Source organism: Streptomyces sp. G45, from assembly GCF_049542095.1.
In the GTDB taxonomy this organism is placed as follows: Bacteria; Actinomycetota; Actinomycetes; order Streptomycetales; family Streptomycetaceae; genus Streptomyces.
In genome coordinates, this window is the sequence record NZ_JBMUZU010000001.1 from 5,894,457 (window position 1) to 5,918,073 (window position 23,617).

The following is a 23,617-nucleotide window of genomic DNA, read 5'->3' on the forward strand; positions in this document are numbered from 1 at the left end:
GCTACGCGGGCGGCGCGTCCAGGGTGGCCCGGCAGGCCGCGGCCAGCGCCTCCGCGCCGCCCTCGGGGGCGCCGCGCAGGAACTCCTCCTCAAGGTCGGCCACGATGTCCCAGGCCGTGGCGAGCAGGGAGCGGCCGTACGTCGTCAGTTCAAGGCGCGCGCGGTGCCCCTGTCCCTGGAGGTCGCGCTCCACCGCCCCCAGCTCCTCCAGCATGAGGACGGTGGCGCGCATGCTCTGGCTCGTGACGCCCGCGCGGCGGGCCAGGTCGCTGTAGGACAGGTCGGCGTTGCGGGAGATGTGCCCGAGCGCCCCGAAGAGCCGCATCGACAGGCCGATGTCGGTGAGCCGCGCTTCCAGCCGCTCGTGCAGGCGCCGTCCGGTGGCGATCACCAGCATGACGGTCGACTGCGCACTCTCCGGCGCCTTGCTCACCTGTGACTCTCCCTACCGGTGTCCGTGCGGACAGGACATGACCGGTGTCAGTGTCCCAGGCCGGGCGGCGGGGGCGAGCGGGGGCGGGCGGGGCGGTCACACCGCGACGCCCAAGCGGTCGGCGGCCCGCTGCGACACCTCGAGGAAGGGCGTGAGTCCCTTGGCGGCGGCGCCGAGCGCGGCCTGGGTCAGCTCGGGACCGGCCAGCTCCGGGGTGCCGACGCCGAACAGCGGTCGCGGCGCGTACTCCATGGTCAGCTCGGTCAGGCGGGCCGCTTCGGTGCCGCGGAGGTCCTGGATGAGGCGCAGGGCGATCTCGTGGGCGCCGGTGCCGGGGCCCGCGGTGATGCGGTCGCGGTCCTCCACCACGCGGTTGGTGGGCACCAGCGTGGCGCCGTAGTACGGCAGCAGGCCGTATACGTGGAAGTTGGTCGTGGCGCGATAGCCCTGGAGCAGTCCGGCCGCTCCCAGGAGCAGGCTGCCCGCGCAGACGCCCGCCACCCAGCGCGCCCGGCCGCCCCGGTCGGCGAGGAAGGCCAGCGTCTCGGCGTCCTCCAGGACGTCGGCGGGCACCGCGCCCGTGAACAGCACGTCCAGGTCGGCCGGGCAGTCCTCGAAGGTGGTGGTCGCGCGCGTCGGGAAGTGCGGATGGCCCGCGATCTCGTCCAGGGTCCTGCCCACGAGGTGCACCCGGGTGCGGGGCAGGGCGCTCATGGCCCAGTGGAAGCCGATGACGTCCACCGGCATATAGCCCGGGCACACCAGGATCGCGATGTCGAGTTCCCGCTGGTCGTCTTCATGCTGGTCGTCGTCACGCTGGTCGTCGGTCATGGTCCTTCTTCTCCCTGCCTCGGCGGAAGCGGTGGGCGAACCTTCAGCGAAAGCGCACGTGTTGAGAACTTGCAGCCAGGCTACAAGTTGGGCTGTAAGTAGGCGATAAGGTCCGCCCGCGAGGCGTCACGGGGCAGGGGAGGGCGGTCCGGCATACTCGCCCACCATGGGTGAAACAGTGTCAAGTACCCCCACGGGCGGCACGGGTGGCGAGAGTGCCTTCACCGTGGTCGTCGCCGCGCTCGCCAACCTCGGGATCGCCGTCGCCAAGGCCGTGGCCGGGGCCGTCAGCGGGTCCAGCGCGATGCTCTCCGAGGCGGCGCACTCCGTGGCCGACACCGTCACCGAGCTGATGCTGCTCTTCTCCCTGAGGAGCGCCGAGCGGCCCGCCGACGAGGACCACCCGCTCGGCTACGGCGGCGCCCGCTACGTCTGGGCGCTGCTCGCCTCCGTCGCCACCTTCGTGGGTGGCGGCGTCTTCGCCGTGTACGACGGGATCCACACCCTCACGCACGGCGAGGAGCCCGGCGACCCGCTGGTGTCGTACCTCGTTCTCGCGGTCGCCTTCGTCCTGGAGGGCTACTCGCTGCGCACCGGCCTGAGGCAGGCGCGCGGCGCGGCCGCCCGGTTCGACGTGCGTGTCGGGCACTACCTGCGGCACACGCCCGACACCGCGGTGAAGGCCGTCGTCATGGAGGACTCCGCCGCGCTCGCGGGCCTCGTGCTCGCCGCGGGCGGCCTGCTCGGCGGCCAGCTCACCGGCTCCGGCGCCTGGGACGGCGTCGCGTCGCTCGCCATCGGCGCCCTGCTGGTGTACGTGGCCTGGGTCCTCGGGCGCGCCAACGCGGAACTCCTCATCGGGCGGCCCCTGCCGCCGTCCGTGCGGGCGGCGGTGCGGGCCGAACTCCTCGACGACCCGCACGTGGTGGCCGTACTGGAGCTGACCACGCTGCTCCAGGGGCCGAGCGAGGCGCTGGTCGCGGCGAAGGTCGACTTCCGGGACGTGTCCACGGCGGCCGAGGTCGAGCGGGCCTGCGACCGCGCGGCCCGGCGCGTCCAGGCCCGCTTCCCCGCGGTGCGCCGGGTGTACCTGGACCCGACGCCGGGCCCGGGTCAGCCGTCCGTCAGCCCCGCGGCGCCGAGCAGATAGGCGGTCAGCGGGTCGTAGAAGCGGGGGCTGGTCACGTGGTCGTCGAGGGGGACCGTCACCTGGACCGTGCCCTCGGCCTCCGCGATGAACAGGGCCGGGTCGTTGCAGTCCGCGTAGCCGACGGCGTCGATCCCGCGCTGGCCCGCGCGGCCCGCCCAGCCGTGGTCGGCGACGACCAGGTCCGGCAGCGGGCGCTCCTCGCGCAGCAGCCCGTCGAGGATCGCGTTCATCGGCTCCGGCGAGTGCGTGTGCCACAGCGTCGCGCCCCGCTCCAGGACCGCGACGTCCGCGAACTGGAACACGAAGCCCTCGTCCGCCGTGAGCCCTTCGGGGATGACGACGATCTCGCAGCCCGCGGCGCGCAGCGCGGCCGCCGTCGCCCGGTGCACGTCGAGCAGACCCCCGGGGTGCCCGGTGGCGAACAGCACGCGCTCCTTGGCGTCGGCCGCCTTGCGCAGGCGGCCCGCCATCCGCTCCAGGGCGTCGACCGTCAGCTCCGGGTCGATGGTGTCCTGGCCCTGGCGGTGCTGCGGGTCGTCGATCACCCCGCAGCGCTCGGCCATCACGGCGAGCACGTCCTGTTCGTCGCTCCACCGGTCGCCGAGTTCGAGGCCCAGCCAGTAGTGGCGGTCGCCGTTCGCGAGCTTGCGGTAGTGGGAGAGGTTGTTCTCGCGGGGCGTGGCGACGTCGCCCGCGATGCGGGTGCGCACGAGGTGGTCGACGAGCGCGGGGCGGCTGGGTATCGGCATGCCCCCCATTGTGCCGGGGCACGTACGACTGGCGTGGGCGGGTTTCGGGTGCGGGGTCTTTTTCGGGTGCGGGTTTGTTGTGGTTGCTCGCGCAGTTCCCCGCGCCCCTTCGGGGCGCTTGCCCTTCGGGGCGGTTGCCTTTCGGGGTGGTTGCCCCCTCGGCTCAGGTGGGGTGGTTCAAGGCGAACCACAGTTCCATGCGGACGTCGGGGTCGTCCAGGTCGGCGTTCAGGAGGGTCGCGCAGCGGGTGACGCGCTGGCGGACCGTGTTGCGGTGGACGGACAGGGCGGTCGCCGTGCGGTCCCAACTGCCGTGCAGGGACAGCCAGGTGCGCAGCGTCTCGGTCAGGGCCGCGTTGCCGCCGAGCGGGGCGAGGAGGGCGCGCGCGTGGGCGGCGGCCTCGGTGGGGGAGACCAGCGCGGACAGGCCCGTCCCGCGGTGGCGCACGAGGGGCGCGCGGGTCGCCTCGGCGCGGGCCAGGGCGCGCGCGGCCTGGGCGTCGGCGGCGGCGAGCCCGGCGGCGTCGGCGGGGGCGGAGGCGCCGAGGGTCCAGCCGCTGTGCGGGGTGACCCCGCGGTCGGCGGGCAGCAGCAGCGTCACGTCGTCCGCGGCGGTGTCCACCAGCGTGCTGCCCAGGGCGACCGCCAGGGACGCCGCCGCGGGCGGGGCGCCGCCGGTGCCGCGGGCCCGCGCGCGCACCACCGTCCAGCGGTCACCGCCCAGCAGCGGCGCCACCTCGGCCGGGGCCGCGCCCAGCAGCAGGCGGACCAGCGCGGCGGTGCGCGCCGACTCGGCGGCGCCCTGGTGGGCGGCGGTGAGCAGCGCCAGGAGCACGGCGGCGACCTGCGCGATGGTGTGGTCGCCGGGCTCCCGGCGCGGGGCGGCGACCCCGAGGGCCAGGCCCTTGGCCCCGGCGAGCGCGTAGGCGGCGAGGTGGCTGCCGTCGGCGGTGTCGGCGCCGGACGCGGGCGCCGGGCGGGGCTCGGCCGGGTGCGGCTCGGCCGGGTGCCGGACGACGCCGGTGAGCCGGGCGAGGGCGGCGCGGGCGGCGGGGCCCGGCGGGGGGCCCGCGCTCTGCGTGACGGTGCCGTCGGCGGCGTACAGGGCCGCGTACCCGTCGAGGCGCGCGGCCAGTTGGCGCAGCAGCGCGGGCACCGGGTCGGGGCGGGCGGCCGCCGCGGCGAGGCCCGCCTGGGCCTGTGCGACGCGGCGCAGCTCGGTGTGCCGGGCCTCGGCCATCAGCTGCCACACGGCCCGCGCGACGCCGCTGAACGTGGTCCGCGGCGGCACCTCCAGGAGCGGCAGGCCGTGCCGGTCGCAGGCCGCCACCAGCGCCCGCGGGACCTCCTCGTGCACGGGTGCCACGCCGAAGCCGAGCGCGGCGCCGCCCGCCGCGACGATGCGGGCCACGTAGTCGTCCAGGCGGGCCTCCTCGCCCGCCCGGACGTGCACCCCGGCGGTGAGCAGCAGCTCGCCGCCCAGCAGGTACGGGTACGGGTCGGCCATCTCGGAGGTGTGCACCCAGTGCAGGGCCGTGGCCGCCGCGTCCGGGCCCGCGATCTGCCGCAGACCCAGCTCCGCGCGGGCGAGCAGCGCGGTCAGGGGGACCGGCGGGGTGGGCGGGCCCGGCGGTGCGCCCGGCGGCCCCGAAGGCGGCCCGGCGGGAGGCTCCGAGGGAGGCCCGGCGGGAGGCCCCGAGGGAGGCTCCGGGGGAGGCGCGGCGGGAGGCTCCGGGGGAAGCGGTCCCGGCAGTGCGGGCGTGGGCTCCGCCATGGTGGACGATTCCTCCATCCAGTCCGGGAGAAGTAGAGGAAACGTACACTTCAACGTCGCTTTCCGGCCACCTAGGGTCGTGTCGACCGTCACACCGAGGTCGCCCCCTCCCGCGCGTGAAGGAGAGCTGTCCATGGCTGTCGACTACGCAGTGATCGTCGTGTACCTCGCGGGGATGCTGGCCATGGGCTGGTGGGGCATGCGCCGCGCGAAGTCCAAGTCCGAGTTCCTGGTCGCGGGCCGCCGCCTGGGGCCGTGGATGTACTCCGGCACGATGGCCGCGATCGTCCTCGGCGGCGCCTCCACCATCGGCGGCGTGGGCCTCGGCTACACGCACGGCCTGTCCGGCGCCTGGATGGTCTTCACCATCGGCCTCGGCCTGCTCGCCCTGTCGGTCTTCTTCTCGGCCCGCATCGCCCGCCTGAAGGTGTACACGGTCTCCGAGATGCTCGACCTGCGCTACGGCGGCCGGGCGGGCGTCCTGTCCGGCGTCGTCATGTGGGGCTACACCCTGATGCTCGCGGTGACCTCCACCATCGCGTACGCCACGATCTTCGACGTCCTGTTCGACGTGAACCGCACGGTCGCCATCGTCATCGGCGGCTCCATCGTCGTCGCGTACTCCACCCTCGGCGGCATGTGGTCCATCACGCTGACGGACATGGTGCAGTTCGTGGTGAAGACCATCGGCGTCCTGCTGCTGCTCCTGCCCATCGCCGTCGTCAAGGCGGGCGGCTTCGGCGCGATGCGCGACACGCTGCCCGACGACTACTTCGAACCGCTCGGCGTCGGCGGCGAGACGATCTTCACGTACGTCCTGATCTATACCTTCGGCATGCTCATCGGGCAGGACATCTGGCAGCGCGTCTTCACCGCGCGCAGCGACAAGGTGGCCCGCTGGGGCGGCACGGTCGCCGGTACGTACTGCCTCGTCTACGCCCTCGCGGGCGCGGTCATCGGCACCGCCGCACGCGTCATGTACCCGAAGCTGCCGAGCCCCGACTCCGCCTTCGCAACCATCGTCAAGGACGAACTGCCCATGGGCGTACGGGGGTTGGTGCTCGCCGCCGCCCTCGCCGCCGTGATGTCCACGTCCTCCGGCGCGCTCATCGCCTGCGCCACCGTCGCCAACAACGACATCTGGGCGCGGCTGCGGGGCGCCGCCGGGCGCGGCGGTGACCCGCACGACGAGGTGAAGGGCAACCGGGCCTTCATCCTCGTCATGGGCGTCGCCGTCATCGGCGTCTCCATCGCCCTCAACGACGTCGTCGAGGCGCTGACCGTCGCGTACAACCTGCTGGTGGGCGGGCTGCTGGTGCCGATCCTCGGCGGGCTGCTGTGGCGGCGGGGCACGGGCGCGGGGGCCCTCGCGGCCGTCGTCGCCGGGGGCCTGTCGGTCATCGGCCTGATGTGGGGGTACGGGATCCTCGCCAACGAGCCCATCTACTACGGGCTGCTGACCTCGCTGGTGGTGTACGTGGGGGTGTCCCTGGCCACCCGGCCCACGGACGAGGCGGTGCTGGGCGCGTGGCGTGAGCGGGTCGCTGGGCGCGCACCCGAGCCGGAGGTGTCGATGCCGGTCTGATCTCCCCCACCCCGCCCCTTCCCGAACCATGGGGCTCCGCCCCCTGGACCCCCGTCCATCGGCCTGGCGGCCTCGTCCTCAAACGCCGGACGGGCTGGATCCCCGGGGGCGGGCCCGGGGCGCCCCCGCGAGGGACCACACTGAACACGCACATCCGCATCACCAGGAGACACCAACCATGACCAGCACCGACAGCACCGCCCAGGGCGCCCCCGCCAGCCCCCGCGGGCCCGTGGACTCCTCCCGCGTCCCCCGCTACGCGGGCCCCGCCACCTTCGCCCGCCTCCCCCGCCTCGACGAGGTCGGCACGGCGGACGTCGCCGTCGTCGGTGTCCCCTTCGACACGGGAGTGTCGTACCGCCCGGGCGCCCGCTTCGGCGGCAACGCCATCCGGGAGGCGTCCCGCCTGCTGCGCCCGTACAACCCGGCCCAGGACGCGTCGCCCTTCGCGCTCGCCCAGGTCGCCGACGCGGGCGACATCGCCGCGAACCCGTTCAACATCAACGAGGCCGTGGAGACCATCGAGGCCGCCGCGGACGACCTCCTCGCCACCGGCGCCCGCATGATGACCCTCGGCGGCGACCACACCATCGCGCTGCCGCTGCTGCGCTCCATGGCGAAGAAGCACGGCCCGGTCGCGCTGCTCCACTTCGACGCGCACCTCGACACCTGGGACACCTACTTCGGCGCCGAGTACACGCACGGCACCCCGTTCCGCCGGGCCGTGGAGGAGGGCATCCTCGACACCTCCGCGCTGTCCCACGTCGGCACGCGCGGCCCGCTGTACGGCAAGAAGGACCTGACCGACGACGAGAAGATGGGCTTCGGCATCGTCACGTCCGCCGACATCTACCGGCGCGGCGCGGACGAGGTCGCCGACCAGCTCCGCCAGCGCATCGGCGACCGGCCGCTGTACATCTCCATCGACATCGACTGCCTCGACCCGGCCCACGCCCCGGGCACCGGCACCCCGGAGGCGGGCGGCATGACCTCCCGCGAACTCCTGGAGATCCTGCGCGGCCTCGCCTCCTGCAACCTGGTCTCCGCCGACGTCGTCGAGGTCGCCCCCGCGTACGACCACGCCGAGATCACCGCCGTGGCGGCCTCCCACACCGCGTACGAACTGACGACGATCATGTCCCGCCAGATCGCGGAGGCCCGCGCGCAGTGACCCACGACCACGACCTGGAACTGAGGCCCACGGCCGCGCAGACCGAGGCCGCCCTGAACCCGCCCGCCGGGCGCACCGGCGGCGACCTCGTCGTCGAGACGCTGCACGGGCTCGGCGCGTCCACCGTCTTCGGCCTGCCCGGGCAGCACGCGCTCGGCATGTTCGACGCCCTGCGCCGCTCGGGGCTCCGCTACGTGGGGCTGCGGGTGGAGAACAACGCCGGGTTCGCGGCCGACGCGTACGGCCGGATCACGGGCGAGGTGGCGCCGCTGCTGCTGTCCACCGGGCCGGGCGCGCTGCTGTCGCTCGCCGCGCTCCAGGAGGCCGCCGCCGCCAGCGCGCCGGTGCTCGCCATCGGCAGCCAGGTCCCCGCCGCCGGGCTCGGCGGCGGGCGCCACGGCTACCTCCACGAGCTGCGCGACCAGCAGGCCTCGTTCCGGGACGTGGTCAAGTCCGTCCACACCGTCCGTACGCAGTCCCAGATCCCGTCCGCGATCGCGGCGGCCTGGGAGTCGGCGCTCACCGCCCCGCACGGGCCGGTGTGGGTGGAGATCCCCCAGGACGTCCTCCTCGCCGGGACGGCCCTGCCCGTCGTCACGGCCGTGGACGCCACCCCGCGCGACCTCGTGCCCCGCCCCGAGCTGACCGCCGTCGCCGCCGACCTGCTGACGCGGGCCGAGCGCCCGGCGGTCATCGCGGGCGGCGGGGTCGTGCGCGCCGACGCCTCCGGCAAGCTCCGCGCGCTCGCCGAGCGGCTGGACGCGCCCGTCGTCACCACCTTCGGCGGCAAGGGCGCCTTCCCCTGGGAGCACCCGCTGTCCCTCCAGTCCTGGCTGGAGGACCGGCACACCACGGACTTCCTGGAGGACGCCGACGTCCTGCTCGTCGTCGGCTCGGGCCTCGGCGAACTCTCCTCGAACTACCACACCTTCCGGCCGCGCGGCCGGGTCATCCAGATCGAGGCCGACCTCGGCAAACTGGAGTCCAATCACCCGGCGCTCGGCATCCACGCGGACGCCCGCCTCGCCCTGTCGGCGTTGCTTGAGACGGTGGGGGAGCGGCGTGATCCGGCTGCCGCTGAACGGGTCGCGGCGGTGCTCACCCGGGTGCGGGAACGCATCGCCGCCCAGGACCTGACCTTGGAGCAGCAGGTCCTCGCCTCCATCCGAACCGCCCTCCCCGACACCTCCCCGTCCTTCTGGGACATGACGATCCTGGCGTACTGGGCCTGGTCCGCGTTCGACGCCCGGCGCCCGGGCACCATGCACTCCGCGCAGGGCGCGGGCGGCCTCGGCTACGGCTTCCCCGCCGCCCTCGGCGCGGCGGCGGCCGACCCGACCCGCCCGGTCCTCGCCGTCTCCGGCGACGGCGGCGCCATGTACTCGATCGCGGAACTGGCCACCGCCCGCCAGCACGACCTGAACGTCACCTGGCTGATCGTCGACGACGGCGGCTACGGCATCCTGCGCGAGTACATGACCGACGCGTTCGGCGAGGCCACGGGCACGGAGCTGACCCGCCCCGACTTCGTCGCCCTGGCGGAGTCCTTCGGGGTGCCGGGGGTGCGGACGTCCCCCGAGGCGCTGCGCGCCGACCTGGCCAAGGCCCTGTCCACACCGGGCCCGTCGGTGGTCGTACTCCCCGCCGTCCTGCGCATGTTCGCACCGACACATCTCGACGCGCCCTGATCACCCACCCACCCACCCACCCGTCCGTTCGGCTGGCGACCCCGTCCCTCAGGGGGCGAGCGCCGCCAGGTCGAGATCCACGGGGAAGGGCACCGCCACCTTCAGCCGGTCGCGGTGGATGCCGGTGGCGACGTACCACCGCGTGGTCTCGTCCAACTCGTAGACGTGTGCCACCGGCAGCCCGCTTTCCTCCTCCACCCGCCAGTAGTGCGGGATGCCCGCCTCGGCGTACTTCATCGGCTTGACCGTGCGGTCGCGATGGGCCGACTCGGGCGAGACGACCTCCACGATCAGTGCGACCTCTTCGGGAAGGAAACGCGTCCGGTCGGGGTCGTACGGCACGGTCGCGGCCAGGATGTCCGGTTCGGGCCGGGTGAGCTTGTCGATGCGGACCGTCATCTCCCGCTCCACCTCGTACGCCGCCCCGGCGGCCCGCCGCAGGGCGAACGTCAGGTTCTCCACGATCCGGGCGTGCGCGGAGCGCCGCGGGGACATCCTGAAGACCAGGGCTCCGTCGATCAGCTCGGTGTGGCGCGGCAGGTCGGGGACGTGATCGAGGTCGTCGGCTTCCCACCCGCTCTCGCGCGGTGGCCGCATCCACAGGGGTAGCTCCTCCCAGGCGGTGCTCATCGCGTCCTCCCTCAGGGCGTGGGGCGTGCGGCGCTGTCAGGGTATTGAGCGATCCGCGACTGCCCCCCGTGGCGGGCGATCCGTACGCCGGTCTCCCGGCCCGCCGGAACCGCACGCGGGCGCTGGCTGCGCTTCGTGGAGTCGGCTGTGTCGCGCGACGCGGGCTGCCTAAGGTGTCCAGGGATGGTCGGAGGAGGTCCGGATGAGCGGCCGGGGTAGCGCACGCCAGCCCGAGTACCAGCGCATCGCCGCGGAGCTGAGGGCGGGGATCGAGGCTGGTGAGTACGGGCCGGGGGAGCGGCTGCCCGGTGAGAACGACCTCATGGCCACCCACGGCGTCGCGCGCATGACGGCTCGGCAGGCGCTCGCGCTGCTTCAGGCGGAAGGGCTCGTCGAAGCCCGCAAGGGCGCCGGGGTGTTCGTCCGGGACTTCAGGCCGATCCGCAGGCGTGGCATCGAGCGCCTCGCGCACACGCAGTGGGGTTCGGGACGCTCGATCTGGGCCGCCGACGTCGGTGAGCGCGACCTGGTGGTCGACTCCGTCGGGGTGACCGAGGAGGCCGCCCCGGCCGCGGTGGCCGGAGTCCTGGAACTCGGCGACGAGGACCGCGTCTGCGTTCGGCGGCGCCGGTTCGTCCTGGACGGCAAACCGGTGCTGCTCTCCGTCTCGTACCTGCCGATGGACCTGGTCGGCGGGACGCCGATCACGCGGCCGGACACCGGTCCGGGCGGCACGTACGCGAGGCTCGAAGAACTCGGGCACCGGCCGGTCCGGTTCCGCGAGGAGATCCGCTCCCGCATGCCGAACGGCGAAGAGTCCGCCCAGCTGAACATGGCGCCGGGCACGCCGGTCATGCTCGTCGGCCGCACCGCGTACGACGAGCAGGGGCGGGCCGTCGAAGCCAACGAGATGGTGCTTGACGCCGCCGCGTACGTCCTGGAGTACGGCTTCGAGGCGTGAAGCCCGACCTGACGCCTGTGTGACGAAGGCAGCGCCGACAGAAGCCCCACATCCGTACAACCATTCACCCGTGTAAGTGAGTCATGGGATACGCGTGTGCCGGGGGCGCACGTGTGTACCGACTAGGGGGGAACCTCCAATGACTCACCGCATCTCGCGGCGTGCCCGCGTGCTCAGCGCGGGTGTGGCCGCCGCCGTCCTCGTGCCGGTCGCCGGGGTGGCCGCCGCGGGTCCGGCCGTCGCCGCGACGCCGCAGGTCAGCTGTACCTCGCAGCAGCCGGAGCTGGCCAAGAAGCTGAAGAAGGACATCGCGGCCGCCCTGAAGAACCGCAAGGGCACCATCGCGGTCGGCCTGTACGACAAGGCCACCAAGACGACCTGCACCCTGCGCGGCACCACCTCCTTCGACTCCGCCAGCGTCGTCAAGGTGACCGTCCTCGCGACGCTGCTGTGGGACGCCAAGAAGCACGACCGGTACCTCACGGACCGCGAGGCCAAGCTCGCCACCGCCATGATCACCAAGTCGGACAACGCCTCCACCAGCACCCTGTGGCGGCAGCTCGGCACCACCAAGGTCAAGAAGTTCCTGGCCGAGGCCAAGATGACCAAGACGGTGCCCGGCTCCGGCGGCTACTGGGGCCTGACGCGCATCAACGTCACCGACGAGCAGAAGCTCCTCGCGCTGATCACCACCAAGAACGACGTGCTCAGCGACAACGCCCGCGCGTACATCCTGAAGCTGATGGGCAAGGTCGTCCGCGACCAGCGCTGGGGCACCCCGGCGGGCGCCCCGTCCGGCACCTCCATCGCCGTCAAGAACGGCTGGCTGCCGCGGGCCACGCACGGGTGGCGCGTGCACAGCGTCGGCGCGTTCAAGGGCCGCGGGCACGACTACACGATCTCCGTGCTCACGCACGGCAACGGCAGCATGCAGTACGGCGTGGACACCATCCAGAAGGTGTCCCGCGCCATCCACAAGGACCTGACCCCGATCAGCCAGGCCCCGACGCGCTTCACCCCGACGGACACCCCGAAGGAAGCGGCAGTTCCGGTGCCGGAGGCGTAGGGCTTCCCCGCCCGCCCCTGAAAAGGGGCGGGCGGGGAAAAGCCGCTCCCTGCTCAGGCGCAGAGCCCATCGTTTTGTTGCGGCGGGATGAAATCCGCAGGCCCGCGCGTTGCGCCTCTCGGCAGACGACGAGGAGGCGCGTGGTGGCGGAGCGGCAGGACCAGCGGAGCTGGGCGAAGCGGCTGTGGGGGTATGCCTGGCGCTATCCCAAGGACGTGCTGCTCGCCCTCGGCTCGTCCCTCGGCGGAATGGCGCTCATGGCCGTCGTCCCGCTGCTCACCAAGGTCGTCATCGATGACGTGATCGGGGATCACAGTCGGCCCATGGGGCCCTGGGCCGCCGCCCTGGTCGGCGCGGCTGTGCTCGTGTACGTCATGACGTACATCCGGCGTTACTACGGCGGCCGCCTCGCCCTCGACGTGCAGCACGATCTGCGTACGGAGATGTACGACACGATCACCGCGCTGGACGGGCGGCGGCAGGACGAGCTGTCCACCGGGCAGGTCGTGGGGCGGGCCACCAGCGACCTCCAGCTCATCCAGGGCCTGCTGTTCATGCTGCCCATGACCATCGGGAACGTCCTGCTGTTCCTGATGTCCCTGGCGATCATGGCGTGGCTTTCGCCGCCGCTCACCCTGGTCGCGCTCGCCGTGGCGCCCGCCCTGATGTGGATCGCCCGCCGCAGTCGCGCCAAGCTGCACCCCGCCACCTGGTACGCGCAGGCCCAGGCCGCCGCCGTCGCGGGCGTCGTCGACGGGGCCGTCAGCGGCGTACGCGTGGTGAAGGGCTTCGGGCAGGAGGAGCAGGAGACCGGGAAGCTCAGGGAGGTCAGCAGGAAGCTGTTCGCCGGGCGGCTTCGCACCGTCCGGCTGAACTCCCGGTACACGCCCGCCCTCCAGGCCGTGCCCATGCTCGGCCAGGTCGCGATGCTCGCCCTCGGCGGCTGGCTGGCCGTGGAGGGGGAGATCACCCTCGGCACGTTCGTGGCGTTCTCGACGTACCTCGCGCAGCTCGTCGGGCCCGTGCGGATGCTCGCCATGGTGCTCACCGTCGGCCAGCAGGCCCGCGCGGGCGCCGAGCGCGTCCTGGAGCTGATCGACACCCGGCCCGCCATCGCCGACGGCACCAAGGAGCTGCCCGCCGACGCCCCGGCGACCGTCGAGTTCGACGACGTGGCGTTCGCGTACGGCGAGGACCAGCCCCCCGTCCTCGACGGGCTCAGCTTCGAGATCCGGCCCGGCGAGACCCTCGCCGTCGTCGGGTCCTCCGGCAGCGGCAAGTCCACCGTCTCGCTGCTGCTGCCCCGCTTCTACGACGTGGACCGAGGCGCCGTCCTCATCGGCGGCCACGACGTGCGCGAGCTGACCCAGGAGTCGCTGCGCGCCGCCATCGGGCTCGTGCCCGAGGACTCCTTCCTGTTCTCCGACACCGTGCGCGCCAACATCGCGTACGGAAAGCCCGACGCGACGGACGAGGAGATCGAGCGGGCCGCGCGCGCCGCCCAGGCGGACCGGTTCATCAGCGAGCTGCCCGAGGGGTACGACACGAAGGTCGGCGAGCACGGGCTCACGCTCTCCGGAGGCCAGCGCCAGCGCGTCGCGCTCGCCCGCGCCATCCTCACCGACCCGCGCCTGCTCGTCCTCGACGACGCCACCTCCGCCGTCGACGCCCGCGTCGAGCACGAGATCCACGAGGCGCTCGCGCGGGTCATGGAGGGCCGCACCACCCTCCTCATCGCGCACCGCCGCTCCACCCTGAACCTCGCCGACCGCATCGCCGTCCTCGACGGCGGCCGCCTCGCCGCCCTCGGCACCCACGCCGAACTCGAACGCACCTCGCCCCTGTACCGGCGCCTGCTCACCGACCCCGACGAACTCGGCGGCGTCTCGCCCGGCCACATCGCGCCCCGCCCCGCCGAGACCCGCGAGGACACCTCCGTACGCGACGAGCTGGACGCCGAGTTCGACGCCGAGCGCGGCATCACGCCCCGCCTGTGGACCGGCGACCGCGAACCCAAGGACGCCGCGCTCGCCGGGACCCCCGCCACGCCCGAACTCCTCGCCCAGGTCGACGCCCTGCCGCCCGCCACCGACACCCCCGGCATCGACGAGGCCCGCGCCGTCTCGCCCGAGGACTCCTACGGCCTGCGCCGCCTGCTGCGCGGCTTCGGCCTCCCGCTGCTGCTCAGCCTGGGGCTCGTCGCCGTCGACGCGGGCATGGGGCTGCTGCTTCCGGTCCTCATCCGGCACGGCATCGACGAGGGCGTCTCCCAGCTCGCGCTCGGCGCCGTGTGGACGGCCTCCGGCCTCGCGCTCGCCGCCGTCGCCGTGCAGTGGGCCGCGCAGACCGCCGAGACCCGCATGACGGGACGCACCGGCGAGCGGGTCCTGTACTCCCTGCGCCTGAAGATCTTCGCGCAGCTCCAGCGGCTCGGGCTCGACTACTACGAGCGGGAGCTGACCGGCCGCATCATGACGCGGATGACGACGGACGTCGACGCCCTGTCCACGTTCCTCCAGACCGGGCTCGTCACAGCGTTCGTCTCCGTGGTCACCTTCCTCGGCATCATGGTCGCCCTGCTGGTGATCGACGTGCAGCTCGCGCTCGTCGTCTTCGCGACGCTGCCGCTGCTCGCCGTCGGCACGTACTTCTTCCGCAGGTCCAGCGTGAAGGCGTACGAACTGGCCCGCGAGCGGGTGTCCGTGGTCAACGCCGACCTCCAGGAGACCGTGTCCGGCCTGCGGATCGTGCAGGCCTTCCGGCGCGAGCGGTCGGGCGGCGCGCGGTTCGCGGACCGCAGCCGCGCCTACCGCGAGGCCCGGGTGCGCGGGCAGTGGCTGATCTCCGTGTACTTCCCGTTCGTGCAGCTCCTGTCGTCGGTGGCGGTGGTCGCGGTCCTGATCGTGGGCGCGCACCGCGTGGACGCGGGGACCCTCACCACCGGCGCGCTCGTCGCGTACCTGCTCTACATCGACCTGTTCTTCGCCCCCGTCCAGCAGCTGTCCCAGGTCTTCGACGGCTACCAGCAGGCCGCCGTCTCGCTCGGCCGCATCCAGGAGCTGCTGCGCGAGCCGACGTCGACGACACCGCCCGACGAGCCGCTCGACGTGCTGTCCCTGCGGGGCGAGATCGCCTTCGAGGACGTCGACTTCGCGTACGGCGCCGGGGACGGCGCGGAGACCGCGCTCAGCGGCGTCGACCTGCGCATCCCCGCGGGCCAGACCGTCGCCTTCGTCGGCGAGACCGGCGCGGGCAAGTCCACGCTCGTCAAGCTCGTCGCCCGCTTCTACGACCCGACCGGCGGCCGCGTCACCGTCGACGGCACCGACCTGCGCGCCCTCGACCTCACCTCGTACCGGCACCGGCTCGGCGTCGTGCCGCAGGAGGCGTACCTGTTCGCGGGCACCGTCCGCGACGCCATCGCCTACGGCCGCCCCGACGCCACCGACGCCGAGGTCGAGGCGGCCGCCCGCGCGGTCGGCGCCCACGACATGATCGCCACGCTGGAGGGCGGCTATCTGCACGAGGTCACCGAGCGCGGCCGCAACCTGTCGGCCGGGCAGCGCCAGCTGATCGCCCTGGCCCGCGCCGAGCTGGTCGACCCCGACGTCCTGCTCCTCGACGAGGCCACCGCCGCCCTGGACCTCGCCACCGAGGCCCAGGTCAACCAGGCCACCGACCGCCTCGCGGGCAGGCGCACCACGCTGGTCGTGGCGCACCGGCTGACCACCGCCGCCCGCGCCGACCGGGTCGTCGTGATGGACCACGGCCGGGTCGCGGAGGACGGCACCCACGCGGAACTCCTCGCGCGCGGCGGGCGGTACGCGGCGCTGTGGCGGACGTTCGTGGGGGAGCCGGTGGGGGCCTGACCCCGGGCGCCGACCAGTCCTTCTCCTTGATCAGTACTTCTCCTTGATGTCGCTGATCTTCCGGGTCGCCAGGTCGGACTGGACCGTCAGGTAGGTGTACCGGCGCTCGTCGCCGGTGCCCCACGTCAGCCGGACCGTCGACCAGGTGTGGCCCATGCCGCTGTCCTCCGCGGTCACGCGCCAGGCGGTCGGCGCGTTCTGGGCGCGCAGCACGCCGTCGGCGTCGTGCCCGCGCTCCCAGTCGAGCAGCCGGGTCCGCAGCTCCGGCGTGAGGTAGAACGCGCGGAGCGCGGCGGCGGCCTTGTGGGAGCCCGGGTCGCTGGCGGCGTCGACGTACGCGCCGTAGAAGTGCGCGACGCGCTCGTAGGCGGGGCCGGGGCTGCCGCTGCGGACGGGTGCCTTGGCGCCGGGCGCCTTGGCGTCGGCGTCGGCCGGGGCGGACGCCGCCACGGCCGAGGGGACCACGGCGACGGCGGTGAGCAGCGCGGCGGTCAGGGCGACTTTGCCCCGGGTGAGCGTGCGGTTCATGAGAGTGCTCCTCCTGTGTCCAGGTCCCGCTCCGGGTCCTGCTCCAGTCCCGCTCCGGGTCCTGTTCTGGTTCTGCTCTGGGTCCTGCTTCGGCTCCTGCTCTGGCCTTGCTGCCTGGTTCGACAACGGGTGCCTGACGGGAGTTGCCCCAAACTCGGTCAGGAAACGGGCAGGGAATCGTCACGTCCGGGCGCGGCCGGAAGTGAGGCGGTCGGTTCCGCAACCGCCGGGCGCCGGTCCTGCGTCCGTACCTCAGTACGCTGAGGCGGGGGCGACGGGAGGGGTATTCGTGCACAGTGGTCGGATACGGCGGCACCTTGCGACAGGCGCGGCCGCGCTTTCGGCTGCCCTCCTCTTCGGCCTCGCCGGACCCGGCTCCGGCACCGCGCAGGCCGCCCCCTGTGCCCCGGCCACAAGGTGCGCACCCTGTCCTTCGCCACGGGCAAGGTCGTGCTGTACAAGAAGCGGGGCTATGTGTGCGCCGTGACGTACGCGAAGGACCCCCGCGTCCGCAAGGCGATGTCGGTCAGCGTGCAGGCCCGCGGCAGCCGTCCGGTGCGGGACCGGGGGAACTACCTGCGGCACGCGGGGCCGGTGCGGATGCACGCCGGGCACCGCTGCGTGTGGGTACGCGGGGCGGTGGCCGGACGGGGCGTCAGCTCCGGCTGGATCCTGTGCTGAGCCGGGTCCGGGCCGCCGCGTGCTGACGCCTGTGCGGTACCGGTCCGAACTGCCGTGTTTGCCCCGGCTCGGGTCCGCTGAGCGGACGCCCGGGTCCTCTAAGTGAATGTCCCTGAGCGGATGTAGTCCCCTTTTGCCCTCAATGTGCCCTGGTGAGGGGCGAGTTGCTGCGTATAGGTTCCGGGCATCGCGGCCGGATCGGGCCACCGCCGGGCCACCGACCGGCCACTGACCGGCCACCCAGAGGGACCGACACCGACAGGGGATCACACATGCACAGAACGCTCAGATGGGCGCTGTCGCTCACGGTGCTCATAGGCACGGTGGGCACCACCGGAGCCACGGCCACCGCCGCCACGGACGCGTCGACCGGCACGTTCGCGGCGGGGCCCGCCGCCACCGCCGACATCAAGGACCGGCTCCTCGCCATCAAGGGCATGAGCCTCATCGAGGAGAAGCCGTACGACGGCTACCGCTTCTTCGTCCTGAACTACACCCAGCCGATCGACCACCGGCACCCCTCCAAGGGCACCTTCCAGCAGCGGATCACCGTGCTGCACAAGGACACCGCCCGGCCCACCGTCTTCCACACCTCCGGCTACGGCCTGAACACCAACCCGTCCCGCGCCGAGCCGACCCGGATCATCGACGGCAACCAGGTCTCCATGGAGTACCGCTTCTTCACGCCGTCGCGGCCGAGCCCCGCGGACTGGAGCAAGCTCGACATCTGGCAGGCCGCGAGCGACCAGCACCGCATCTTCAAGGCGCTCAAGCCGCTCTACGGCAAGAAGTGGCTGTCCACCGGCGCCTCCAAGGGCGGCATGACCGCCACCTACTTCGAGCGCTTCTACCCGCGCGACATGGACGGCGTCGTCGCCTACGTCGCGCCCAACGACGTCGACAACCGCGAGGACTCCGCGTACGACCGCTTCTTCGAGACGGTCGGCACCAAGGAGTGCCGCACCGCCCTCCAGGACGCGCAGCGCGAGGCGCTGGAGCGCCGCGGGCCGCTGAAGGAGAAGTACGCCGCGTACGCCGCCGCGAACGGGCAGACCTTCAAGACCATCGGCGGCCTCGACCGCGCCTTCGAGGCCGTCGTCCTCGACGTGAACTGGGGCTTCTGGCAGTACCAGCCGTCCAGCACCGCCTGCGGCCGGGTGCCGGACGCGGACACCGCCAGCGACCAGGAGCTCTTCGACTGGATCGAGGAGGTCGGCGGCTGGTCCTCCTACACCGACCAGGGCCTTGAGCCGTACACGCCGTACTACTACCAGGCGGGCACGCAGCTCGGCTCCCCGGACATCAAGCAGCCCTGGCTGGCCGACCTGAGCCGCTACGGCTACCAGCCGCCGCGGAACTTCGTGCCCCGCTCGATTCCGATGCGGTTCGACAAGCACGCCATGAAGGACGTCGACCGCTGGGTGCGGCACAACTCCCACCGGATGATGTTCGTGTACGGCGAGAACGACCCGTGGGGCGCCGAGCCGTTCAAGCCCGCGCGCGGCGCCAAGCACGACTCTCACGTCTTCACGGCGCCCGGGGCCAACCACGGCGCGAACGTGGCGGGCCTCACGGCCGCCGACAAGGCCAAGGCGACGCAGCGGATCCTGGCCTGGGCCGGGGTGCCGTCCGCGGCGGCGAAGCCGCTGGCTCCGTACGACAAGAAGCTGGACCAGAAGCGGCTGGACCGCGACGAGTCCCTGCGGCCGTAGCCCTTGCTGGCGTGGGCGCCCGGCACCGCTTGATTGGCGCTGCGCGCCTCGTCCTCAAACGCCGGACGGGCTTGTCTTCCCCGCCCACCCCGCCCGCCCCCTTTAGGGGCGGGCGGGGTGGGGGATCGCGCAGCCGATCGGGTGGCGGCCGCCCAAGGTGACGTACAGGGCCGTGCCGGGGGCGCAGTGGGCGCGGGCCGTGGTGGCGCGGACGACCCGGTACTCGGGGCGGCGCCGCCCGGAGCCGTCGCAGGGTGCCTCCCGCACCTCCCCGCGCCCCACGGCGTACACGCAGTCCCCGACGAGCGTCCGCGGCCCCCCGCCCTGCCCGGGGTCCCCGGGGTGGGGCGGTTCGAGGTTGCGCACGCAGGCGTACCCGCGGGCCACGTCACGGTCGCTGACGCGCAGGACGAAGTCGGTGCGGGCGGGGCAGGAGGGCCGGGCGACGCGTCCGCCGTCGTAGCGGGCGAGGACGCGCGCGGCGGCCCGCTCGCTGGTGCAGGGCACCTCCGTGACGCCCGAGCGCCCGCGCGAGGCGCAGTCGCCGATGCCGAGGAAGACGGCGCCGTGGGCGGGCCCGGAGGCACCGCCGCCGACGGGGCCGCCCCCGCCCGAGGAGTGACACCCCGTCAGGGAGAGCGCGGCGGCCAGGAGCACGCCCGCGCAGACCGCCCCCGCCCCGGATACCCGCATCGCACACCCCCGGACCGTCCCAGCGTGACCCCGGGGAGCGGGGCCGCGCAAGGCGAACGGGCGACCGCGGGGGCCGCGTACGACGCTAGTACGAAAGGCCGTAGCCGATCGGGTACAGCACCTGCCCGGGGTCGTCCGGACGCGGCACCGGCACCGGCAGCCTGCCCACGGGCGGGACGCGGCCCGCGATGACCCGGGCGGCGGCGCGCAGTTCGACGTCCGTCCAGGAGTACGCGGCCAGGCAGGCGGCGGCCTCGGGCAGGCGCGCCACGTCGTGCGGGACGCGTACGGCGACGGCGACGACGGGCGTGCCGGTGGCGGCGAGCGCGGCGACCAGGGACTGCTGGGGGCCGCCGTCGGCGACGTCGTACGTGGTGACGACGACCGCGTCGTGCGCACCGGCCAGCGACACGGCCTCGGCGACCGCCTCCGGGGCGGGCTCGGTGCCGGTGGTGAAGGCCGTGGCGGCGAAGCCGAGTTCGGTGAGCGCGGCGGCGAGCACGGCGGTCGGCGGGCCGGTGGTGCCGGACGGCGAGACCGGGTCGGCGCCGGTGACGAGCAGCCTGCGGCGGGTGTCGGGGCGCAGCGGAAGCAGCCCGCCGTCGTTGCGCAGCAGCGTGGTGGTGCGCTCGGCGATGCGGTCGGCGGCCTCCAGGTGCGCGGCGCCGCCGACGGTCTCCCCGACGCGGTCGGGCGCGGCGTACGGGTCGGCGAACAGGCCCAGCTTCTCCTTGAGCCGCAGGACGCGCAGCACGGACGCGTCGATGCGCTCCTCGGTCAGCTCGCCGTCGCGCACCGCCGCCAGGACCGCGTTCCGGGCGAGTTCGGGCTGCGGCGGGTGCAGCAGCTGGTCGACGCCCGCCTTGAGGGCGAGTACGGCGACCCGGTCGTCGCCGTACTTGGTGCGCACGCCCCGCATGGTCAGCGAGTCCGTGACGATCACGCCGTCGTGGCCGAGCTGCTCGCGCAGCACGCCGGTGACGATCGGGTACGAGAGCGTCGCCGGGTCGAGCGCCGGGTCGAGGGCGGGCACCACGATGTGCGCGGTCATCACCACGTCGACCCCGGCGGCCAGCGCGGCGCGGAACGGCGGGGCGTCCAGCGCCTCCCACTGCTCGCGCGTGTGGTGGATGTGCGGCAGCGCCGAGTGGCTGTCGGTCTCGGTGTCGCCGTGGCCGGGGAAGTGCTTGGCGGCGGCGGCGATCCCGGCGTCGCGATAGCCCTCGATCTGGGCGGTCACGTGCGCGGCGACGGCGTCCGGGCCCGCGCCGAAGGAGCGGACGCCGATGACCGGGTTGGCCGGGTTGACGTTCACGTCGGCGGACGGCGCGTAGTTCTGGAAGACGCCGAGCGCGCGCAGCTCGGCGCCCGCGATGCGGGCCGCCTCGCGCACGTCGTCCCGTGAGCCGCCCGCGCCGAGCGCCATCGCGCCAGGAAGCAGCGTGGCCGGGGCGCCGACGCGGGCGACGACGCCGTGCTCCTGGTCGATGGTCAGCAGCAGCGGCACGCCGGGGCTCTGGCCGAGGGCGGCGCGCTGCACGTCGTTGGAGAGGGTGGCGATCTGGTGCGGGTCGCGGGTGTTGTGGGCCCAGCCGAAGTAGATGAGGCCGCCGGGGCGGTACTTGGCGATGGCCTCCGCCGCCGTGCGCACCCCGAGTTCCTTCTCGTTGAGCGCGGCGTCGGCGGGGTCCGGATCGGTGGCGTGGTGCCCGTACACGTGCAGCACGAAGAGCTGGCCGACCTTCTCTTCGAGCGTCATGCGGGACAGCAGGGCCTGCGGGGTCTGGGGGGTCTGCGGGGCTCGCGGGGCGCTGTGGGAGTCATGAGGCACCCGCCACGCATATCCCGTGGGGTGCGGCGGGTCAAGGTGTACGGGGGCCGCCACCGGCGCGGTGGAGGGGGTGCGCCGGTGGCGGCCGGGTCGCCGGCCGCGGGCGGTGGAGAGGGTGGGTCAGCGGTCGCAGCCAGCAGCGATGCCGACACCGCGCCGCGGTGACTCTCCGGCGACTCGGGGGTTGGACGTCGAAGCCGCCGCGCGGGTTCCCTGCCGGGTGGTCCGCCGGGAAATCGGCCTTCGGCCTCGTCCTCAAACGCCGGACGGGCTGAAACTCTGCCGCACCGGCACGTTTCAGCCCGTCCGGCGTTTGAGGACGAGGCGCGGAGCGCCAATCGTGGGGCGGGGATGCCAGGGGTCGCAGCCCCTAGCCTGGGGCGCCCCCGCCAGGCCAGGCGTCGCGCAGCGCTCGTACCGCCTCCGCGATGGCGGGGCGCCGGGCCGCCCCGGCGCGCCACACCGCGTACAACCGCCGGGACGGCAGCGGATCAAGGGGGACGGCCACCACCTCCGGCGGCACGGGCCCCCGCCCGAGCCGCGGTACCACGGCGACGCCGAGCCCCGCCGCGACCAGCGCGATCAGCGTGGGGTTCTCCTCGGCCCGGTGGACGATCTCCGGCTCGCGCCCGGCGGCCCGCATGGTCCGCACCAGCCAGTCGTGGCACACCCGCCCCGGCGGCTGCGAGATCCACCGCTCGCCCGTCAGATCCTCGCGCCGCACCGCCGTCCGCCCCGCCAGCGGATGCCCCCGCGGCACGAGCAGATCGCAGAAGTCGTCGCCGATGACGGCCTGTTCGACGCCGGGCGGCGCGGGCAGCGGCGCGATGTCCCAGTCGTGCGCGACCGCCAGGTCGACGGCGCCCTTGGCGACGAGGTCCACCGACAGGTGCGGCTCCACCTCCGACAGGCGGGCGTCCAGCGCGGGATGGCGCCGCCCCAGCTCGGCGAGGACCCCGGGCAGCAGCCCCCGCGCGGCGGAGGCGAACGCCACCACGGTCAGCCGCCCGGCGGGCAGCCCGCGCCGCTCCTCCAGCTCAGTCTCGGCGCGCTCCACGATCGCCAGCAGCTCCCGCGCCGTCTCCGCGAGCCGCAGCGCCTCCTCGGTGAGCGCGACGCCGCGCCCGCGCCGTTCGAGCAGCGTCGTGCGGGTCTCCCGCTCCAGCTTGGCGATCTGCTGCGACACCGCGGACGGCGTGTAGCCGAGCGCCGCGGCGGCCGCGCCGACCGTGCCGTGCACGGACACGGCGTGCAGCGCCCGCAGCCGCCCCAGGTCCAGCACCCCCACCACCTCCATACCTAAGCGTTCCTAAATCCAATCATGAAGAGATCCGCGCTGGTGCTACACGCTCCCGGCGCGTGATCCTCGACGCATGCGTCCCTCCCACATCTGTCTCGCCGTCCTCGTCGCCGCCCTGTGGGGCGTCAACTTCGTCGTCATCGAGATCGGCCTCGACCACTTCCCGCCGCTGCTCTTCTCCGCGCTGCGGTTCCTCGTCGCGGCGCTGCCCGCGGTGTTCTTCGTCGGCCGCCCCAAGGTCGCCTGGAAGTGGCTGATCGGCGTGGGCCTGGCCCTGGGGGTCGCCAAGTTCGGGCTGCTGTTCGTCGGCATGGACGCGGGCATGCCCGCCGGGCTCTCCTCGCTCGTGCTCCAGGTCCAGGCCGTGTTCACCGCGCTGGTCGCCTTCGTCGCGCTGGGCGAGCGCCCGGCGCCGGTGCGGCTCGCGGGCATGGCCGTGGCGCTCGCGGGCATCGGCGTGGCCGCCGTCCACGAGGGCGCCTCGGGGCCGCTGACCGCGTTCGGCCTGACCGTCGCGGCCGCCGCCTGCTGGGGCGTGTCCAACGTCCTCACCCGCAAGGCGGCCCCGCCCGACGCCCTGAACTTCATGGTGTGGGTGAGCACCGTCCCGGTCCTGCCGCTGCTCGCGCTCTCCCTGCTCTTCGAGGGCCCGGACCGTGACCTGGACGCGCTGCGCTCCCTCGACTGGCAGGGCGTGGGCGTCATCGTGTACGTCGCCTGGGTCACGACCGTGTTCGGCTTCGGCGTCTGGGGCTATCTGCTGCGCCGCCACCCCGCCTCCACGGTGGCGCCCTTCTCGCTGCTCGTGCCGGTCTTCGGCATGTCGTCGGCGGCGCTGTTCCTGGACGAGTCGGTGGGCGGCCTCCAGTGGTGCGCGGCGGCGCTGCTCGTGGGCGGTGTGGCGCTCACGTCGCTGCCGCTCGGCACCCGCGCCCCGCCCCCACCCCCTCGGCCGCGCCGCCCGC

At 73.8% G+C, this 23,617-nt stretch carries 18 protein-coding genes and 1 pseudogene; 10 read left to right on the plus strand and 9 right to left on the minus strand.

Features of this window, described 5'->3' with window-relative positions; all coding sequences use genetic code 11:
• Position 1: 1 nt before the first annotated feature.
• Positions 2-433: a MarR family winged helix-turn-helix transcriptional regulator gene (locus ACOBQU_RS24865; RefSeq protein ID WP_423629666.1), complete on the minus strand. Its 432-nt coding sequence runs from the start codon at positions 431-433 to the stop codon at positions 2-4.
• 96 nt (positions 434-529) lie between these two features.
• Positions 530-1,264, minus strand: a complete 735-nt coding sequence (locus tag ACOBQU_RS24870; RefSeq protein WP_423629667.1) for a DJ-1/PfpI family protein — start codon at positions 1,262-1,264, stop codon at positions 530-532.
• A gap of 166 nt (positions 1,265-1,430) precedes the next feature.
• Here ACOBQU_RS24870 and ACOBQU_RS24875 point away from each other — a divergent pair, with 166 nt between their 5' ends.
• Positions 1,431-2,414 carry a cation diffusion facilitator family transporter gene (locus ACOBQU_RS24875; RefSeq protein WP_423629669.1) on the plus strand — a complete coding sequence of 328 codons (984 nt, stop codon included), beginning with the start codon at positions 1,431-1,433 and terminating at the stop codon, positions 2,412-2,414.
• Here the strand turns inward: ACOBQU_RS24875 and ACOBQU_RS24880 are convergent.
• Together ACOBQU_RS24880 and ACOBQU_RS24885 are read right to left on the minus strand one after the other, a co-directional pair.
• Positions 2,378-3,163 (minus strand): phosphatase, encoded by a 786-nt coding sequence (locus tag ACOBQU_RS24880; protein WP_423629671.1) that lies wholly within the window; start codon positions 3,161-3,163, stop codon positions 2,378-2,380. The two genes, ACOBQU_RS24875 and ACOBQU_RS24880, sit on opposite strands and share 37 nt — an antisense overlap.
• Positions 3,164-3,326: 163 nt before the next feature.
• Positions 3,327-4,937, minus strand: coding sequence for a PucR family transcriptional regulator (locus ACOBQU_RS24885; RefSeq protein WP_423629673.1), 1,611 nt, complete (start codon positions 4,935-4,937; stop codon positions 3,327-3,329).
• A 133-nt stretch (positions 4,938-5,070) separates the two neighbouring features.
• Between ACOBQU_RS24885 and ACOBQU_RS24890 the strand changes: the two genes are divergently transcribed.
• From ACOBQU_RS24890 to ACOBQU_RS24900, 3 genes are all read left to right on the plus strand, one after another.
• Complete coding sequence (locus ACOBQU_RS24890) at positions 5,071-6,522, plus strand: sodium:solute symporter (RefSeq protein WP_423629675.1); 1,452 nt, start codon at positions 5,071-5,073, stop codon at positions 6,520-6,522.
• Between the two features lie 178 nt (positions 6,523-6,700).
• Positions 6,701-7,693 carry an agmatinase gene (gene speB / locus ACOBQU_RS24895; RefSeq protein WP_423629677.1) on the plus strand — a complete coding sequence of 331 codons (993 nt, stop codon included), beginning with the start codon at positions 6,701-6,703 and terminating at the stop codon, positions 7,691-7,693.
• Positions 7,690-9,381 carry a thiamine pyrophosphate-binding protein gene (locus ACOBQU_RS24900; protein WP_423629679.1) on the plus strand — a complete coding sequence of 564 codons (1,692 nt, stop codon included), beginning with the start codon at positions 7,690-7,692 and terminating at the stop codon, positions 9,379-9,381. The genes speB and ACOBQU_RS24900 overlap by 4 nt, the downstream gene beginning before the upstream one ends.
• A 48-nt stretch (positions 9,382-9,429) precedes the next feature.
• Here the strand turns inward: ACOBQU_RS24900 and ACOBQU_RS24905 are convergent, their stop codons facing one another.
• A complete protein-coding gene (locus ACOBQU_RS24905; RefSeq protein ID WP_423629681.1) occupies positions 9,430-10,011 on the minus strand; it encodes a Uma2 family endonuclease in 582 nt (193 codons plus the stop codon).
• Between the two features lie 202 nt (positions 10,012-10,213).
• On the opposite strand from ACOBQU_RS24905, the gene ACOBQU_RS24910 reads away from it, so the two are divergent.
• From ACOBQU_RS24910 to ACOBQU_RS24920, 3 genes are all read left to right on the plus strand, one after another.
• Positions 10,214-10,972, plus strand: a complete 759-nt coding sequence (locus ACOBQU_RS24910; protein ID WP_423629683.1) for a GntR family transcriptional regulator — start codon at positions 10,214-10,216, stop codon at positions 10,970-10,972.
• Between the two features lie 139 nt (positions 10,973-11,111).
• Positions 11,112-12,038: a serine hydrolase gene (locus ACOBQU_RS24915; protein ID WP_423629685.1), complete on the plus strand. Its 927-nt coding sequence runs from the start codon at positions 11,112-11,114 to the stop codon at positions 12,036-12,038.
• Between the two features lie 143 nt (positions 12,039-12,181).
• Positions 12,182-15,907, plus strand: a complete 3,726-nt coding sequence (locus tag ACOBQU_RS24920) for an ABC transporter ATP-binding protein (protein WP_423629687.1) — start codon at positions 12,182-12,184, stop codon at positions 15,905-15,907.
• A gap of 30 nt (positions 15,908-15,937) precedes the next feature.
• On the opposite strand, the gene ACOBQU_RS24925 is transcribed toward ACOBQU_RS24920, so the two are convergent.
• The gene (locus tag ACOBQU_RS24925; protein WP_423629688.1) at positions 15,938-16,435 is read right to left on the minus strand and encodes a hypothetical protein; all 498 of its coding nucleotides are present in this window, start codon (positions 16,433-16,435) and stop codon (positions 15,938-15,940) included.
• Positions 16,436-16,852: 417 nt separating this feature from the next.
• Here ACOBQU_RS24925 and ACOBQU_RS24930 point away from each other — a divergent pair, with 417 nt between their 5' ends.
• Complete coding sequence (locus ACOBQU_RS24930) at positions 16,853-17,116, plus strand: hypothetical protein (RefSeq protein ID WP_423629690.1); 264 nt, start codon at positions 16,853-16,855, stop codon at positions 17,114-17,116.
• Between the two features lie 272 nt (positions 17,117-17,388).
• Positions 17,389-18,828, plus strand: a complete 1,440-nt coding sequence (locus ACOBQU_RS24935; RefSeq protein ID WP_423629692.1) for a S28 family serine protease — start codon at positions 17,389-17,391, stop codon at positions 18,826-18,828.
• 102 nt (positions 18,829-18,930) lie between these two features.
• On the opposite strand, the gene ACOBQU_RS24940 is transcribed toward ACOBQU_RS24935, so the two are convergent.
• The 3 genes from ACOBQU_RS24940 to ACOBQU_RS24950 form a co-directional block, all read right to left on the minus strand.
• Positions 18,931-19,521, minus strand: a complete 591-nt coding sequence (locus ACOBQU_RS24940; protein WP_423629694.1) for a hypothetical protein — start codon at positions 19,519-19,521, stop codon at positions 18,931-18,933.
• Between the two features lie 85 nt (positions 19,522-19,606).
• On the minus strand, positions 19,607-21,352 hold the full coding sequence (locus ACOBQU_RS24945) for a glycoside hydrolase family 3 protein (RefSeq protein WP_423629696.1): 1,746 nt from the start codon (positions 21,350-21,352) through the stop codon (positions 19,607-19,609).
• 370 nt (positions 21,353-21,722) lie between these two features.
• Positions 21,723-22,634, minus strand: coding sequence for a LysR family transcriptional regulator (locus ACOBQU_RS24950; protein ID WP_423634697.1), 912 nt, complete (start codon positions 22,632-22,634; stop codon positions 21,723-21,725).
• Positions 22,635-22,725: 91 nt separating this feature from the next.
• On the opposite strand from ACOBQU_RS24950, the pseudogene ACOBQU_RS24955 reads away from it, so the two are divergent.
• A pseudogene (locus ACOBQU_RS24955) lies at positions 22,726-23,601 on the plus strand (EamA family transporter); the annotation flags it as partial.
• Positions 23,602-23,617 lie beyond the last annotated feature (16 nt).

Coding starts and splice junctions, on each gene's coding strand:
- ACOBQU_RS24870 (WP_423629667.1), bottom strand. CDS start 1,264: ATGACCGACGACCAGCGTGACGACGACCAGCATGAAGACGACCAGCGG.
- ACOBQU_RS24875 (WP_423629669.1), top strand. CDS start 1,431: ATGGGTGAAACAGTGTCAAGTACCCCCACGGGCGGCACGGGTGGCGAG.
- ACOBQU_RS24880 (WP_423629671.1), bottom strand. CDS start 3,163: ATGCCGATACCCAGCCGCCCCGCGCTCGTCGACCACCTCGTGCGCACC.
- ACOBQU_RS24885 (WP_423629673.1), bottom strand. CDS start 4,937: ATGGCGGAGCCCACGCCCGCACTGCCGGGACCGCTTCCCCCGGAGCCT.
- ACOBQU_RS24890 (WP_423629675.1), top strand. CDS start 5,071: ATGGCTGTCGACTACGCAGTGATCGTCGTGTACCTCGCGGGGATGCTG.
- speB (WP_423629677.1), top strand. CDS start 6,701: ATGACCAGCACCGACAGCACCGCCCAGGGCGCCCCCGCCAGCCCCCGC.
- ACOBQU_RS24905 (WP_423629681.1), bottom strand. CDS start 10,011: ATGAGCACCGCCTGGGAGGAGCTACCCCTGTGGATGCGGCCACCGCGC.
- ACOBQU_RS24910 (WP_423629683.1), top strand. CDS start 10,214: ATGAGCGGCCGGGGTAGCGCACGCCAGCCCGAGTACCAGCGCATCGCC.
- ACOBQU_RS24915 (WP_423629685.1), top strand. CDS start 11,112: ATGACTCACCGCATCTCGCGGCGTGCCCGCGTGCTCAGCGCGGGTGTG.
- ACOBQU_RS24925 (WP_423629688.1), bottom strand. CDS start 16,435: ATGAACCGCACGCTCACCCGGGGCAAAGTCGCCCTGACCGCCGCGCTG.
- ACOBQU_RS24935 (WP_423629692.1), top strand. CDS start 17,389: ATGCACAGAACGCTCAGATGGGCGCTGTCGCTCACGGTGCTCATAGGC.
- ACOBQU_RS24940 (WP_423629694.1), bottom strand. CDS start 19,521: ATGCGGGTATCCGGGGCGGGGGCGGTCTGCGCGGGCGTGCTCCTGGCC.